Source organism: Pseudomonas sp. No.21, assembly GCF_054558415.1.
In genome coordinates, this window is record NZ_BAAJNO010000018.1 from 51245 (window position 1) to 66049 (window position 14805).

General features: G+C 68.8%; 17 protein-coding genes. 10 read left to right on the top strand and 7 right to left on the bottom strand.

Features of this window, described 5'->3' with window-relative positions; all coding sequences use genetic code 11:
• Positions 1-252 precede the first annotated feature (252 nt).
• Positions 253-1479, top strand: a complete 1227-nt coding sequence (locus tag ACYJSS_RS27725) for an alpha/beta fold hydrolase (RefSeq protein ID WP_236206111.1) — start codon at positions 253-255, stop codon at positions 1477-1479.
• A gap of 216 nt (positions 1480-1695) precedes the next feature.
• Here the strand turns inward: ACYJSS_RS27725 and ACYJSS_RS27730 are convergent, their stop codons facing one another.
• Complete coding sequence (locus tag ACYJSS_RS27730; RefSeq protein ID WP_236206110.1) at positions 1696-2547, bottom strand: class I SAM-dependent methyltransferase; 852 nt, start codon at positions 2545-2547, stop codon at positions 1696-1698.
• 114 nt (positions 2548-2661) lie between these two features.
• Between ACYJSS_RS27730 and ACYJSS_RS27735 the strand changes: the two genes are divergently transcribed.
• Positions 2662-3372, top strand: coding sequence for a DNA-3-methyladenine glycosylase (locus tag ACYJSS_RS27735; RefSeq protein WP_236206109.1), 711 nt, complete (start codon positions 2662-2664; stop codon positions 3370-3372).
• Positions 3369-4688, top strand: coding sequence for a bifunctional DedA family/phosphatase PAP2 family protein (locus ACYJSS_RS27740; protein WP_236206108.1), 1320 nt, complete (start codon positions 3369-3371; stop codon positions 4686-4688). Before ACYJSS_RS27735 ends, ACYJSS_RS27740 begins: the two co-directional genes overlap by 4 nt.
• Before the next feature lie 50 nt (positions 4689-4738).
• Here the strand turns inward: ACYJSS_RS27740 and ACYJSS_RS27745 are convergent, their stop codons facing one another.
• The 3 genes from ACYJSS_RS27745 to ACYJSS_RS27755 are packed head-to-tail and all read right to left on the bottom strand — an operon-like array spanning position 4739 to position 6415.
• The gene (locus ACYJSS_RS27745; RefSeq protein ID WP_111261522.1) at positions 4739-5329 is read right to left on the bottom strand and encodes an LON peptidase substrate-binding domain-containing protein; all 591 of its coding nucleotides are present in this window, start codon (positions 5327-5329) and stop codon (positions 4739-4741) included.
• A gap of 10 nt (positions 5330-5339) precedes the next feature.
• On the bottom strand, positions 5340-6050 hold the full coding sequence (locus ACYJSS_RS27750; protein ID WP_236206125.1) for an LrgB family protein: 711 nt from the start codon (positions 6048-6050) through the stop codon (positions 5340-5342).
• Between the two features lie 2 nt (positions 6051-6052).
• Positions 6053-6415 (bottom strand): CidA/LrgA family protein, encoded by a 363-nt coding sequence (locus ACYJSS_RS27755; RefSeq protein ID WP_111261523.1) that lies wholly within the window; start codon positions 6413-6415, stop codon positions 6053-6055.
• Between the two features lie 245 nt (positions 6416-6660).
• Here ACYJSS_RS27755 and ACYJSS_RS27760 point away from each other — a divergent pair, with 245 nt between their 5' ends.
• The 7 genes from ACYJSS_RS27760 (at position 6661) to ACYJSS_RS27790 (ending at position 12062) form a co-directional block, all read left to right on the top strand.
• The gene (locus ACYJSS_RS27760; protein ID WP_236206107.1) at positions 6661-7116 is read left to right on the top strand and encodes a MaoC family dehydratase; all 456 of its coding nucleotides are present in this window, start codon (positions 6661-6663) and stop codon (positions 7114-7116) included.
• A 115-nt stretch (positions 7117-7231) separates the two neighbouring features.
• Entirely contained in the window at positions 7232-7444 is a 213-nt protein-coding gene (locus tag ACYJSS_RS27765) for a TM2 domain-containing protein (RefSeq protein WP_021221502.1), read from the top strand.
• A 91-nt stretch (positions 7445-7535) separates the two neighbouring features.
• A complete protein-coding gene (locus ACYJSS_RS27770; protein ID WP_236206106.1) occupies positions 7536-9263 on the top strand; it encodes a C13 family peptidase in 1728 nt (575 codons plus the stop codon).
• A 28-nt stretch (positions 9264-9291) separates the two neighbouring features.
• Positions 9292-9933, top strand: coding sequence for an oxidoreductase (locus ACYJSS_RS27775; RefSeq protein ID WP_111261526.1), 642 nt, complete (start codon positions 9292-9294; stop codon positions 9931-9933).
• Positions 9934-10031: 98 nt separating this feature from the next.
• On the top strand, positions 10032-10643 hold the full coding sequence (locus ACYJSS_RS27780) for a class I SAM-dependent methyltransferase (RefSeq protein WP_236206105.1): 612 nt from the start codon (positions 10032-10034) through the stop codon (positions 10641-10643).
• A 59-nt stretch (positions 10644-10702) separates the two neighbouring features.
• Positions 10703-11569, top strand: a complete 867-nt coding sequence (locus ACYJSS_RS27785) for an MBL fold metallo-hydrolase (RefSeq protein WP_236206104.1) — start codon at positions 10703-10705, stop codon at positions 11567-11569.
• Between the two features lie 25 nt (positions 11570-11594).
• Positions 11595-12062: a YbaK/EbsC family protein gene (locus ACYJSS_RS27790; RefSeq protein WP_111261529.1), complete on the top strand. Its 468-nt coding sequence runs from the start codon at positions 11595-11597 to the stop codon at positions 12060-12062.
• 365 nt (positions 12063-12427) lie between these two features.
• On the opposite strand, the gene ACYJSS_RS27795 is transcribed toward ACYJSS_RS27790, so the two are convergent.
• From ACYJSS_RS27795 to mpl, 3 genes are read right to left on the bottom strand one after another with little or no spacing between them, the layout of a single operon-like run.
• Complete coding sequence (locus tag ACYJSS_RS27795) at positions 12428-12727, bottom strand: YceK/YidQ family lipoprotein (RefSeq protein WP_111261530.1); 300 nt, start codon at positions 12725-12727, stop codon at positions 12428-12430.
• Positions 12720-13352 (bottom strand): flavin prenyltransferase UbiX, encoded by a 633-nt coding sequence (ubiX, locus tag ACYJSS_RS27800; protein ID WP_043245935.1) that lies wholly within the window; start codon positions 13350-13352, stop codon positions 12720-12722. The genes ACYJSS_RS27795 and ubiX overlap by 8 nt, the downstream gene beginning before the upstream one ends.
• A 10-nt stretch (positions 13353-13362) precedes the next feature.
• Positions 13363-14715: a UDP-N-acetylmuramate:L-alanyl-gamma-D-glutamyl-meso-diaminopimelate ligase gene (mpl, locus tag ACYJSS_RS27805; protein WP_236206103.1), complete on the bottom strand. Its 1353-nt coding sequence runs from the start codon at positions 14713-14715 to the stop codon at positions 13363-13365.
• Positions 14716-14805: the final 90 nt, after the last annotated feature.

The following is a 14805-nucleotide window of genomic DNA, read 5'->3' on the forward strand; positions in this document are numbered from 1 at the left end:
GCGCCCCGCCACGCCCAGCGGCGCCGGGCGGATGGTAGACAGCACGTCACGCGGTGCCGGCGCGGCACCGCCGCAGCCGCCAGGGCCCGCGCTTGCAGGGGATACGGTGACACCCGGCGGAAAATACTGGCCTTGTGCCGCCCGAAGGTTGGGTAAACAAAATCGTCACCGATGTTTACCTTGAGCTCGTGCCACCGCGCCCCGACTCGCGGCGAGAACAACAAGAAGGCGCCCGAGCGCCGGAGGATCGCCATGCACTATCGCACCGGATACAGCGCAGACCTGCTCGCCTCGCCCCCCGAGAGGCTCCACATCGGCCCCTGGTGCCTGCACTACCAGGCCTGGTCCCGCCACCCCGAGGACACCCGCCCACCCGTGCTCATGCTCGGCGGTGCGTTCCAGAGCTTCCGCTCCTTCGCCGCCGAGGTGGAGGAGCTGCTGGACGAACACCCGGTGATCCTCCTCGACCTGCCAGGCCAGGGCGGCAACCTGCAGCTGGCTCCCGAGTTGGGGCTGGAGCAGCTCGCCGACCTGATCGCCGACTTCGCCGAGGAGCTGGCCCTGCCCCCCCTGATGCCCATCGGCCTGTCCTACGGCTCGGCCCTGGCCGCGCTGTTCGCCAGCCGCCACCCGCACCGTTGCGAGCGCCTGCTGCTGGCCGGCATCACCGCCTTCGGCCGCGACGGCGCCCGCGCGTTGCTGGAGGAAGGCCTGCTGATGCTCGCCGAAGGCAACCTCGCGGCCTTCGCCCAGGGCGTGCTGATCGGCCTGATCAACCCCCTGCGCCTGGGTGCCACCGGCATCACCCCGGGCTTCCGCAAGGCCATGCTGCGCCAGTTGCAGCGCCTGTCACCGGTGGAGCAGGAGCGCTACCGGCAGAACAGCCGGCGGCTGCTGGACTTCGGCGGCTTCGCCCGGCACCCGGCCTGCCCGACCCTGGTGCTGGCCGGCGAATACGACCACTTCACCCAACCCTGGGAGCACGCGCAGTTCGCTGCCGCCTGCGCCGACGCCGACTGCGCACTGATCGAGAACGGCGATCACCTGGCCCAGTTCGAACGCCGCGACGCCTGCTCGCGCCTCTACGTCCCCTTCTTCGAGGGCCGCCCACTGCCGCAACTGGCCCCCGGCTCCGCCCGCCTGGCGCGCGGCATGCTCGGCAGCCTGGAAAAGCGCCAGGAACCCCGCCTCGCCCCGCTCGACCGCAACGGCCACCTGTTCCACCCGGAACTGGGAGAGCTAAGCGTGGAAGTGAGCGAGCTGGGCTTCTTCGGCGGCCTGCTGCACGGCAATCTGCCGGCCACCCTCCCCACCCGGGGCTGGAGCCTGCGCGCCGGCGACCTGCCAGCGCTGGATCTGCTGCCCCTGCGCCGCCAGGGCGACACGCTGTCGCTGGTCTTCACCCATGTCGACGCCCAGGCCAGCACCGCCCTCGCCGCCCAGGTCGGGCCCTGGCAGATGGCGGCGGCAGCGGCCTGAAAGCTGGAAGCTGGAAGTCAGGAGTTTTCTTGAAGCTTTTGGCTTTGGCTTCTGGCTTGTCACTTGTGGCTTGCCCCTTGCCCCTTGCCACTCAAGCCCTGAAACGTAGGCGAGGCAGCCAGCGCAAGGCAAAAACAGGCGAGAGGGCGGAGTTTACGTGCTGTAAATGAGCACCTCGAGCCTGTTTTTAACGCCGCGATGGCAACGCAGGTAGTTTCATATGGAAGCTTCGACGACGCGGACCAGGGTGGGCCAGCGCCCCATGCGCAACCCCAGGTCGGCGCCGTCCACCTGCGGATCCAGCACCTGCACCCGGGGGAAGCCGCAGCGGTTGAAGCCCTCGATGATGGCGGCGCTGTCGCGGTAGTGCAGCGGGTAGTTGCCGCGGGTGAAGCGGCCGACCAGGTCCACGCCCCAGCGCAGCTGGCGGTAGCGCGGATGCTCGCGCAGGTCGGGATAGAGGTCGGTGAGGTAGGTGGCGACGGGAAAGGCGCGCAGCTGGTCGGCCAGGCGCCGCCAGAAGTCCTCGATCACCGGTAGTTCGAAGTAGTTCACCAGCCCCTCGGTGATCACCACCACCGGTCGCTGCCGGTCCAGCCCGGCGAACAACGCCTCCAGCCCCTGCCCACCCTCACCCGCGAGGATGTCCACCGCGCGCACCTGATGGCGGCTGTTGAGCCAGCCCTCGCTGTGCAGCAGCAAGCGCTTGCGCGCGGCCATGGGTGGCAGGTCGGCCTCCAGGTAGCGCAGCTCCGGGTAACGCTCGCAGAAGCGCCGCCCCCGGGGCGACAGGCCGCAGGCGATCTCCACCACCTGCGGTGTACCGTTGCCGATGGCCGCGTCGAGGCGGGCGTCGATCAGCAAATGGCGTTGCAGCAGGAAACTCTCGATGTCCAGGCCGAAGCCCACGCGCGCACCCCAGGTGATGGGGCTGAGCAAGCCATGCACCCAGCGCCCGAAGGAAGTGGCGAACGCCGGATCGGCCAGGCGGTGGCGGTACCAGACGTAGCCGGTGTAGTGGGCGCTCGGCGTGATGTGGGCGCTGTCGGCCCGGGCGGCTCTGGACATGGCAGGACTCGTTATTGTTTTTCTTGGTATTTCCCATCCAGCCGTTCAGCTGCCGGCCGGCGAGGCTTACGTATAATCGCCAGCCTAAGCCGCCGAGGACGCCCAAGACAGCCCATGCCGACCGTTCCCACCCTAAGTTTGCCCTGGCCGGGCGCCCGCCCGCTGGGCGATGGTTTCTTCGATCGTGACGCCCAACTGCTGGCCCGCGAACTGCTCGGCAAGGTGATCCGCCACCGGGTCGACGGGCACTGGCTGTCGGCCCGCATCATCGAGACGGAAGCCTATTACTGCGCCGAAAAGGGCAGCCACGCTTCCCTCGGCTACACCGAGAAGCGCCGGGCGCTGTTCCTCGATGGCGGCCACATCTATATGTACTACGCACGCGGCGGCGACTCGCTGAACTTCAGCGCCCAGGGCCCCGGCAACGCCGTGCTGATCAAGTCCGCCCATCCCTGGCAGGACGCGATCTGCGGCCCCGAGGCGCTGCTCGCCATGCAGCGCAACAACCCCGACGCCAACGGTATCCCCCGCCCGCCGGAGCGCCTCTGCGCCGGCCAGACCCTGCTGTGCAAGGCGCTCGCCCTGCGCGTCAAGGAGTGGGACGCACAGCGCTTCGACCTGGCGCGGCTGTTCGTCGAGGACGTTGGCGAGCGCCCCGCACAGATCATCCAGACCACCCGCCTGGGCATTCCCCACGGCCGCGACGAGCACCTGCCCTACCGCTTCGTCGACGCCGGCTATGCACGGCACTGCACACGCAACCCTTTGCGCCGTGGGCAGGTCGAAGGGCAGCACTATCACCTGATCGAAGGAACGACCCCATGAGCGAATGGCTCGACGCCGTCACCACCTGGCTCGGCGCCCACCCCCAGTGGCTGGGCCTGGCCATCTTCATCATCGCCTGCGTCGAATGCCTGGCCATCGCCGGGATCATCGTGCCCGGCACCGTGCTGCTGTTCGCCGTGGCCGCCCTGGCCGGCAGCGGCGCGCTGGGGCTCTGGGAAACGCTGCTGCTGGGCTACTTCGGCGGCCTGCTGGGCGATGCCATCTCCTATGGGCTGGGCCGCCGCTTCCACCAGAACATCCGCCGCCTGCCGGGCCTGCGCCACCACCCGGAATGGCTGGCGGGCGCGGAGAACTACTTCAACCGCTACGGCGTCGCCAGCCTGCTGGTGGGCCGCTATATCGGCCCGCTGCGGCCGATGCTGCCCATGGTCGCCGGCATGCTCGACATGCCGTTGCCACGCTTCATCGCGGTGAGCCTGGTCGCTGCGGCGGGCTGGTCGGTGGCCTACCTGCTCCCCGGCTGGGCCACCGGCGCCGCCTTCCGCCTGCCGTTGCCGGAAGGTTTCTGGAAAGAAGCCGGGGTGGTGGTGGTCGCGGTGCTGGGGATGCTGCTGCTGATCCTGCAGGGCAGCCTGCGCGAGAAGCGCTGGGCGACGCCCCTGGCCGCCGGCCTCAGCCTGGTGCTGCTGGCGGGGCTGTTCTTCGGCTGGTCGTACCTGCACGACTTCGACCAGGGCCTGATGGCGCTGGTGCAGGAGCAGCGCAACGACACCCTCGACAGTTTAATGGTGCTGGTCACCCGCCTCGGCGACTTCCGCACCCAGCTGATCGTCGGCGCACTGCTCACCGGCGTGCTGCTGGTGGCCCGGCAATGGCGCCACGCGGTGTTCGCCGGCGCCACCCTGCTGTGCACCGCACTGGCCAACGGAGGCCTCAAGCAACTCTTCGCCCGCGCCCGCCCCGAGGTGCTGGCCGAGCCACTGAGCACCTTCAGCTTCCCCAGCGGCCACAGCTCGGCGGCCTTCGCCTTCTTCCTGGTACTGGGCGTGCTGGCCGGGCGCTCGCAACCCGCGCGCATGCGCCTGACCTGGCTGCTGCTGGCGTGCCTGCCGGCGCTGGCGATCGCCCTGTCGCGGGTCTACCTGGGGGTGCACTGGCCCACCGACATCCTCGCCGGCGCCCTGCTGGCCGGCTGCATCTGCGCCGCCTGGCTGGCCATCCTGCAGCGTGACCAGCCGATGCCGGCGATGAGCGCGCGGGTCTGGTGGCTGGTGTTGCCGGCCTGCATCGCCCTGCTCGGCGGCATCGCCACCTGGGCGCTGCCCGAAGCCCTGGCCATGTACCGCTACAAGTGACCGGGAGCCGGTAGCCTGGGCTTCAGCCCGGGAAAGGAGAGGCGGGCGGCTCAGGCGATCATGTCGCCCTGCAGCTTGTCCAGCAGCCCCTGCAGGTGGCTCAGTCGCTGCTCGGGGTCGCCCAGCGTGAGCAGCTCCAGCTTCTCCTTGAGGGAAAACGGCAGCAGGTAGGCCAACTGGTTGGCCAGCTCCTGCTGCCCATTGGACAGCCCGCCCATGCCCAGCCCCTGCACCAGCGGGTGCTCGGCCAGGGCGTTGAGCAACGCGGCGAGGTCGGCGTGCTCGGGCAGCAGCGGGCGCTCCTCGGCCTCGTCCAGCCATTCGACGTCGGCGACCGTGAGCTGGTCCGGCCGGACTTCGGCGCGGGTCACCCTGAAGCGGCGCCCGCCTTCCACGCGGATACCCAGCAGGCTGTTGGGCAGTTGCTGGAAATCACGGATGACCGCCTCGCACCCCGTGCCGGCGAAACGGCTCGCCGCCTCGCCCACCTCATCGCCCTCGAGGATGCAGACCACGCCGAAACCGGTGCCCTGCTTCATGCAGCGGCCGATCATGTCCAGGTAGCGCGCCTCGAACAGCTGCAGGTCGAGCGCGCAGCCGGGGAAGAGCACGGTATTGAGCGGAAACAGCGGCAGATTCATCGACACGACCTCACACGACCATCGCAACGGCCAGCGGCAACAGCACCGCAGTGGCCACACCCATCAGGCTCATCGCCAGCGCCGCGAAGGCGCCGCATTCCTCGCCTTCCTGCAACGCCCGCGCCGTCCCCACGGCGTGGGCGGTGATGCCCAGCGTCATGCCCTGCGCCGCCGGATGGCGCACGCCGACACGACGCAGCAGCTCCGGCCCCAGGGTCGCGCCGATGACGCCGGTGATCAGCACGAACACCGCCGCCAGCGCCGCCACGCCGCCGATCTGCTCGGCCACCAGCATGGCGATGGGCGAGGTCACCGACTTCGGCGCCATGGTCATCAGCATCATGTGCTCGGCACCAAAGGCCCAGGCCAGGCCCACACCCATAACCGTAGCAACCAGGCCACCGATGGACAGGGTGATCAGCGTCGGCCAGAACAACTGGCGGATGCGCTTGAGGTTGAGGAACAACGGCACCGCCAGCGCCACGGTCGCCGGCCCGAGCAACAGCGTCAGCAGCGTGGTGCTCTGGCGGTACTCCTCGTAGCCGATGCCCAGGGGCACCAGCACCGCGATCACCAGGGCCATGGACACCAGCACCGGCTGCAGGAACATCAGGCGGGTCTTCTCGTACAGGGAGATGGACAGCTGGTAGGCCGCCAGCGTCAGGCCGACGCCGAACAGCGGATGGTGGGCAATGGCCTGCCAGGCGCCGTGCCAATCGATGCTCATGGGCGATCCTCCTGGCGAGCCTTGCGGTCGATCAGGTGCTGCATCAGCCAGCCCACGAACAGCATCGAGAAGAACACCGACAGCGCCAGCGCGCCGACCACCGCCCAGAAGTCCGCCCAGATCGCCTGGGCGTACACCATCACCCCCACCGCCGGCGGCACCAGCAGCAACGGCAGGTAGCGCAGCAGGCTGCTGGAGGCCACCGACAGCGGCTCGCCCACCTCGCCCCGGGCAACGAGGAACAGGAACAGCAGCACCAGGCCGATGATGGGCCCGGGCAGCATGTGCAGGAAAAGGGCGTTGATCCCGGTGCCGAGCAACTGGAACAGCACCAGCCAGGTCAGGCCGCGCAAAAGCATGAAAATCTCCGGATAGGTCGAGTAAGCCCTGGGCGAGACGCGTGCAAGGCCCGCTGCAGAGCGGTCGTTGCCAGGATCGCGCCATTATAGGCCCGCTCGCCACCCTCGCTATAACCCGCCATTCGCAGGGGGCATGCCTGCTTGACCCCCGCCCCGTGCCCATGCTGATCTAGGCGGCGATGAACCCAGGGTCGGCCAAAGACCCGGCAAGAAGAACAACAAACCACGTCCACGGAGGATGAAGCATGCCGTTCGTACCTGTATCCGAACTGAAGAACTACATAGGCAAGGACCTGGGCCACTCCGAGTGGCTGACCATCGACCAGCAACGCATCAACCAGTTCGCCGAATGCACCGGCGACCACCAGTTCATCCATGTCGACCCGGAGAAGGCCAAGCACACGCCCTTCGGCACCACCATCGCCCACGGCTTCCTCACCCTGTCGCTGATCCCGGTCCTCACCGAAGGGCTGCTGGTATTGCCCGAAGGCATGAAGATGGGCATCAACTACGGCCTGGACACCGTACGCTTCATCCAGCCGGTGAAGGTGGACTCCCGCGTCCGCCTGGCGCTCACCATCATGGACGTCACCGAAAAGAACCCCGGCCAGTGGCTGATCAAGGCCCGCGCCACCCTGGAGATCGAAGGCCAGGCCAAGCCCGCCTACATCGCCGAATCCCTGAGCCTCTGCTTCGTCTGAAACCCTGCCGGCGGCACGCCGCCGGCCTCACTCCCGCCACTCGCCTAGGCAGCGCCGCGTTCGCTAGAATGCCGCCCGCCAATCGGCACCCTCTTCTCTCAACAAGGACAGTTTCATGACCGAAAAACGCATCCTCCCGGCCTTCCTGCTGTGCTTCTTCCTGGGCACCTTCGGCGCGCACCGCTTCTACGCCGGCAAGATCGGCACCGCCATCCTGCAGATCCTCACCCTCGGCGGCCTGGGCATCTGGACCCTGATCGACTTCATCATGATCATCGTCGGCGCCTTCACCGACAAACAGGGCAACAAGATCACCCAGTGGACCTGAGCCCCGGCACGGATGGAAAAGAAAAGCCCGCGATAGCGGGCTTTTTTACGCCACACTTGCAACAGCCGTATCCACCTTCAAGGGACTGTCGATGAAACCGCTGCTGCCCCTCGCGCTCGCCCTGCTCCTCTCGGCCTGCGGAGATGGAGAACCCCTCACCCCGCCGGACGCCCGCCTGCCCGATGGCTCGCGCTACCGGGGCGCCGTGGTCGACGGCCTGCTGCAAGGCCCGGGGCGCCTGGACTACAGCAACGGCACCTGGTTCGAAGGCGACTTCAAGGACGGCCAGCCCAACGGCCATGGCACCTGGCACGCGCCCAATGGCGTCGACTACCAGGGCGAGTTCCGCAACGGGCTGTTCGAAGGCAATGGCCGCCTCACCTACAGCGATGGCACCTCCTACGACGGCGCGTTCAAGGCCAACCAGTTCAGCGGCGAAGGCACGCTCAGCCGGGAAGGCATGGTCTACAGCGGCACCTTCCGCGACGACCGCTACCACGGCCAGGGCAAGCTCGAACTGCCGGACGGCAGCAGCTACCAGGGCCAGTTCAAGCGCGGCGAGCAGACCGGCCGGGGCGTACGCACCGACGCCGACGGCTCGCGCTATTCCGGCACCTTCAAGCAGGGCCAGCTCGAGGGCGAAGGCGACTACCAGGGCGCCGACGGCGGCTTCTACAGCGGCGGATTCAAGAATGGCCTGTTCGATGGCAAGGGCCGCTACCAGAACGCCGAGGGCTCGGTGTGGAGCGGTGACTTCAAGAGCGGCGCCCTGACCGGCAAGGGTGAGTACAAGGGCGCGGACGGCGAGCGCTACGTCGGTGCCTTCCGCAACTGGCGCTACCAGGGCGACGGCACCCTGACCCTTGCCGATGGCAGCCGCTACCAGGGCGGCTTCACGGGCGGCCGCTACAGTGGTGAAGGCACCCTCGCCCTGGCCGACGGAAGCCAGGAGAAGGGCACCTGGCGCGGCGGCCGGCGCGTGCGTGACGAAGCCGGCAAGACACTGCCCAACCCGCTGGAAGTCGGCCTGCTGGAACAGGGCCGCCTGCTCGACGCCGCCATCGATGCCCTGCCCGCCTCCACCCCGGCGGTGGAGCTGTATTCCCTGAGCCTGGGGGGCGACGGCCGCCAGGGCGTATTCCTGCGCGAGGCCGACTACGTCGCCACGCTGCTCGACCAGCGCTTCGGCGCCCATGGCCACATCACCCTGATCAACCACCGCGACCACATGGCCGATCGCCCCCTGGCCACCCGCGAGAGCCTGGCCCGGGCGATCCAGGGCATCGCCCGGCGCAGCGGGCCGGAGGACCTGGTGTTCATCTACCTCACCAGCCACGGCTCCGCCGACCACCAGCTCGCCCTTGAGCAACCCGGCCTGCAGCTCGCCGACCTGCCCGCCAGCGAGCTGGCCTCGGTGCTGGCCCCGCTGAAGGATCGCCACAAGGTGGTGGTGATCTCCGCCTGCTATTCCGGCGGTTTCATCCCCGCGCTCAAGGACGACAAGACCCTGGTGATGACCGCCGCGCGGGCCGACCGGGTGTCCTTCGGCTGCTCCGACGACAACGAGTTCACCTACTTCGGTCGCGCCCTGCTGGCCGACGCACTGAACCAGACCGACGACCTGGAACGTGCTTTCGAACTCGCCCGCACCGAGGTTGCCGAATGGGAGAAGGCCGACGGTTTCGAACCTTCCGAACCCCAGATCTGGGCCCCCAAACCGGTGCTCGCCCACTGGAGCAAGCTGCGCGCCGGACAGGCCCGGCAAGCGCTCGCCGCGCAACCTGCAACGGCCGACGGCAAAACCGCCGCCAGCCACTAAGCTCAAGCTGTAACAGCGGAGAAACAGCATGCATCTGACGCCCCAGCACATCCTGCTCGCCGGCGCCACGGGCCTGACCGGTGAACACCTGCTCGACCGACTGCTCAACGAACCCACGGTGGAGCGGGTGCTCGCACCGACCCGTCGCCCCCTGGCCGACCACCCACGCCTGGACAACCCGGTGGGCGAGCTCGCCGCGCTCCTGCCGCAGCTCCAGGGGCCGGTGGACACCGCCTTCTGCTGCCTCGGCAGCACCATTCGCCAGGCCGGCTCCCAGGAAGCCTTCCGCGCCGTCGACCTCGACCTGGTGCTCGCCGTTGGCGCCCGCGCCCGCGAACTCGGCGCCCGCCACTACCTGGTGATCAGCGCCCTGGGCGCGGACGCCAACTCCTCGGTGTTCTACAACCGCACCAAGGGCGAGATGGAGGCAGCGCTCAAGGCCCAGGACTGGCCGCAGCTGACCCTGGTGCGCCCGTCCCTGCTGCTCGGCCCGCGCAGCGAATTCCGCCTCGGCGAGCGCCTGGCCGCGCCCTTCATGCGCTGGCTGCCGGGCAAGTACCGCGGCATCGGCGCCTGCACCCTGGCCCGCGCACTGTGGCGCCTGGCCCTGGAGACCGACCAGGGCACGCGCGTCGTGGAGTCGGACGAACTGCGCCGCCTGGGCCGCTGACCCGGGCGGGAATCCTCCCGCCATTGGCCGAAATCCCCGCGCCGCGCGGGGATGCCCCTGCTACCTTGGACGCCTCGCCACCACCACGGGCCGCCGCCATGGGTTTCTACGATCGCCACGTCCTGCCCCGCCTGATCGACTACGCCTGTGGCATGGGCGAAGTGATGAAGACCCGCTCGAAGATCGTGCCCCAGGCCGAAGGCCGGGTGCTGGAGATCGGCATCGGCACCGGCCTCAACCTCGGCTTCTACGACCCGGCCAAGGTGCAGGTGGTGATCGGCGTCGACCCCGCCGCACAGATGCAGGCCCTGGCCCGCCAGCGCGCCGACGCCATCGCCATTGCGGTGGAGACCATCGCCCTGGAGCTGGGCGAGATCCAGGCCGGCGATGCCAGCTTCGACAGCATCGTCTGCACCTTCACCCTCTGCACCATCCCCGACGCCGCCGCGGCGCTGAAGGAAATGCGCCGCGTGCTGAAACCCGGCGGGCGCCTGCTGTTCGCCGAACACGGCCTGGCACCGGACGCTGCGGTGGCGCGCTGGCAGCACCGCCTCACGCCGCTGTGGAAACCCTTCGCCGGCGGCTGCCACCTCAACCGCGACATCCCGCGCCTGATCGAGGCCGGCGGCTTCGCCATCCGCGAGCTGCACACCGGCTACCTGCAGGGCCCGCGCCCCATGACCTTCGTCTATCGCGGCTGGGCGGATTGACCACAGCCCCCGCAACCGGGTTAGCCTTGGGCGCTTGAAAGCCAGCCCGGACCCGCACCATGCGCACCCTCACCTCGCTCACCGGCAACAGCCAGAAACTCGACGGCGGCGCCATGTTCGGCAACGCCCCGCGCGCCCTCTGGGAACGCTGGATGCAACCGGACGCGCAAAACCGCATCGACCTCGGCTGCCGCGCGCTGCTGGTGCAGGAAGACGAGCGCAACATCCTCGTCGAGACCGGCATCGGCGCCTTCTTCCCGCCCGAGCTCAAGCACCGCTTCGGCGTGCAGGAAGACCGCCACGTGCTGCTCGACAGCCTCGCCGAGGCCGGCCTGGCCGATGCCGATATCGACATCGTGCTGCTCACCCACCTGCACTTCGACCACGCCGGCGGCCTGCTCGCCGCCTGGGAAGAAGGCCAGCCCGCACGCCTGCTGTTCCCCAACGCACGCTTCGTCACCGGCCGTCGCCAATGGCAGCGCGCCTGCAACCCGCACCCGCGTGACCGCGCCTCCTACATCCCGGAAATGCTCGAACTGCTGGAAGCCAGCGGCCGCCTGGTGCTGATCGACGAGCAGCCCGGCGCCGAGATCCTCGGCCCCAACTGGCGCCTGCACTGGAGCGACGGCCACACCCCCGGACAACTGCTGCCGGAGATCGCCATGCCCGACGGCCCGGTGGTGTTCAGCGGCGACCTGATCCCCGGCGCGCCCTGGGTGCACCTGCCCATCACCATGGGCTACGACCGCTTCCCCGAAGGCCTGATCGAAGAGAAGGAAGCCCTGCTCGCCAGCCTGCTGGAACGCAATGGCCGGCTGCTCTTCACCCACGACCCGGACGTCGCCATGGGCCGCGTGACCCGCGACGGCAAGGGCCGTTACGGCCTCCACGACAGCCTCGCCGCCGTGCACCAGTTGGCCACCTGAGCCGATAGAAAACCAAGGAGCCTTCATGAGCCTCGAATCCGTACGCGCCTTCCTCGCCGAGAAGGCCCCCGAACTCGCCATCATCGAACTGGAAACCAGCACCGCCACCGTCGCCCTGGCCGCCGAAGCCCACGGTGTCGAACCGGGGCGCATCGCCAAGACCCTGGCCTTCCGCGTCGGCGAGCAGAACCTGCTGGTGGTCGCCCGCGGCGATGCGCGTATCGACAACCGCAAGTTCAAGGAAGCCTTCGGCGCCAAGGCCAAGATGCTCGACGCCGAAACCGTGCAGGCGCTGACCAGCCACCCCGTCGGCGGCGTCTGCCCCTTCGGCCTGGCCACCCCGCTGCCGGTCTATTGCGACCTGTCGCTGCAGGCCTTCGATGAAGTGGTCCCTGCCGCCGGCGCCATCCACAGCGCCGTGCGCATCGCCCCGCAGCACATGGCCGAACTGGTCGCCGCGCAATGGGTGGACGTCTGCCAGGAACCAGCCTGAAACCGAGCGCCCTGTCACGCCCACCGCGTGGGTTTCGCTTCGCTCTACGCCACCCTACGGAAGCCAATCCGCCCTGAGCGTGATGCGCACATCGATGAAGGTTCTGGCGAAGACGTGGGAGCAGCGGCCAAACGCCCCGTTCAGGAGGCCAAGCGCAATTGACGCAGACAGAGCCCATTTATTCTTGGTCCGAAGGGTCGACCTGCGGACCTGTGTGTTGCGGACGCTGCGCATCCTTGGGCGAATGAATTCGCCCCTACAGAAAGCGCTCACAGCCGCCTGGAAACCCACCGTTCACACGGAGCTCCTCCGTAGGATGGGTAGAGGCACGAAACCCATCACCGCGCAGCCCCTAAGGCGCTACCTCAATTGCCGCCGGTCACGCCCAACCCGACACCCAGTTCCGCCGCCACCGCGAAAGGCAGCAACAGCGTCTCCAGCAGCGCGCTGAACGGCAGGTCGAACGCCGCCCAGCCCGGCGCCTCGGCGCCGAAGCGGTCCATGGGGCAGCAGCCGCCATTGAGGGAGTACCAGTCCAGCCGGGTGCCGGAGTAGATGATGGGCGCGCCGGGCTTGGCCGCGTCCAGGGTGCGCACGGCGGCGCAGCCCTGGAGCGCCAGCAGCAACGCGATGAGGCCGAGGCGCAGGGGCCGGCGCTCAGTCATCGCTGCTCTGCAGGTGATGCTCGCCCCAGCGCGGCAGCATGTCCTGGGGGATTTCCAGCAGGTTGAGGATGCGCGCCACCACGAAGTCCACCAGGTCATCGATGGTCTGCGGCTGGTGATAGAAGCCCGGGGATGCCGGCAGGATGATCGCGCCGAGGTTGGAGAGCTTGAGCATGTTCTCCAGGTGGATGCTGGAATACGGCGCCTCGCGCGGCACCAGGATCAGCTTGCGCCGCTCCTTCAACGCCACGTCCGCCGCGCGCTCGATCAGGTTGTTGCAGGCACCGGTGGCGATGGCCGAGAGGGTGCCGGTGGAGCAAGGCACCACCACCATCGCCCCCGGCGCGCCGGACCCGGAAGCCGCGGGGGCCATCCAGTCCTCCTTGCCGTAGACGCGGATCTGCCCCGGCGCCGCGCCGGTGTACTCGCTGAGGAAGGCCTGCATCGACTGCGGCTTGGGCGGCAGGGTGACCTCGGTCTCGGTGGCCATCACCAGCTGCGCGGCCTTGGAGATGAGGAAGTGCACCTCGCGGTCTTCCTGCACCAGGCAGTCCAGCAGGCGCAGGCCGTACTGGGCGCCGGAAGCGCCGGTCATCGCCAGGGTGACGCGTTCGGGTCCGCTCATGTCGTCGTCCTCAGCCTTCCAGCGCCTTGGCCAGCTTGCCATGCAGGCCGCCGAAACCGCCGTTGCTCATGATCACCACCTCGGTACCCGGGCGCGCCTGGCCCTTGACCCGCTCGATGATCGCCTCCAGCGAATCGCAGACCACCGCCGGCACCGGGCAGGCGGCGGCCGTGGCGGCCAGGTCCCAGCCCAGGTTCGGCGGCGCGTACCAGATCACCTGGTCGGCCTGCGCCACGCTCTCCGGCAGGCCGTCGCGGTGGGCGCCGAGCTTCATGGAGTTGGAGCGCGGCTCGATGATGGCGATCACCGGCGCCTCGCCCACGCGCTTGCGCAGGCCGTCGAGGGTGGTGGCGATGGCGGTGGGGTGGTGGGCGAAGTCGTCGTAGAGGGTCACGCCGTTGACCTCGGCGACCTTCTCCATGCGCCGCTTCACGTTGCGGAAGGCGCTCAGGGCAGCGATGCCCAGCTCCGGCACCACGCCCACATGGCGCGCGGCGGCGAGGGTCGCCAGGGCGTTGGCCACGTTGTGCTGGCCGGTCAGGCTCCACTCCACGGTGCCCTGCACCTTGCCGTCGAACTGCACCTCGAAGCGCGAACCGTCCTCGCTGAGCAGGCGCACCTGCCACTGGCCGCCTTCACCGGTGGTCTCGACCTTCGTCCAGCAGCCCATCTCCAGCACGCGCACCAGGGCCGGCTCGGTGGTGGGGTGGATGATCAGCCCCTCGCCGGGGATGGTCCGTACCAGGTGGTGGAACTGCCGCTCGATGGCCGCGAGGTCGGGGAAGATGTCCGCGTGGTCGAATTCCAGGTTATTGAGGATCGCCGTGCGCGGGCGGTAGTGGACGAACTTCGAGCGCTTGTCGAAGAAGGCGCTGTCGTACTCGTCCGCCTCCACCACGAAGAACGGCGTGCCGCCGAGGCGCGCCGAGATGCCGAAATTCTGCGGCACCCCGCCGATGAGAAAGCCCGGGCTCATGCCCGCATGCTCCAGCACCCAGGCGAGCATGCTGCTGGTGGTGGTCTTGCCGTGGGTACCGGCCACCGCCATCACCCAGCGGCCCTGCAGCACGTGGTCCGCCAGCCACTGCGGGCCGGAGACATAGGGCAGCCCCTTGTTCAGCACATGCTCCACCGCCGGGTTGCCCCGCGACAGCGCATTGCCCACCACCACCAAGTCCGGCGCCGGGTCCAGGTGCGCGGGGTCGTAGCCCTGCATCAGCTCGATGCCCTGGGCCTCCAGCTGGGTGCTCATGGGCGGGTAGACGTTGGCGTCGGAGCCGGTGACGCGATGGCCGAGCTCCTTGGCCAGCACCGCGAGCGACCCCATGAAGGTGCCGCAGATGCCGAGAATATGGATATGCATGGATGACCTCTGGAAACGGGCTGGAGGAGCCCGAAAAAAACTTGTCGCAGGTTAGCACAGCGGCCCCGCCCGGAGCCCGGCCCTGCGGCC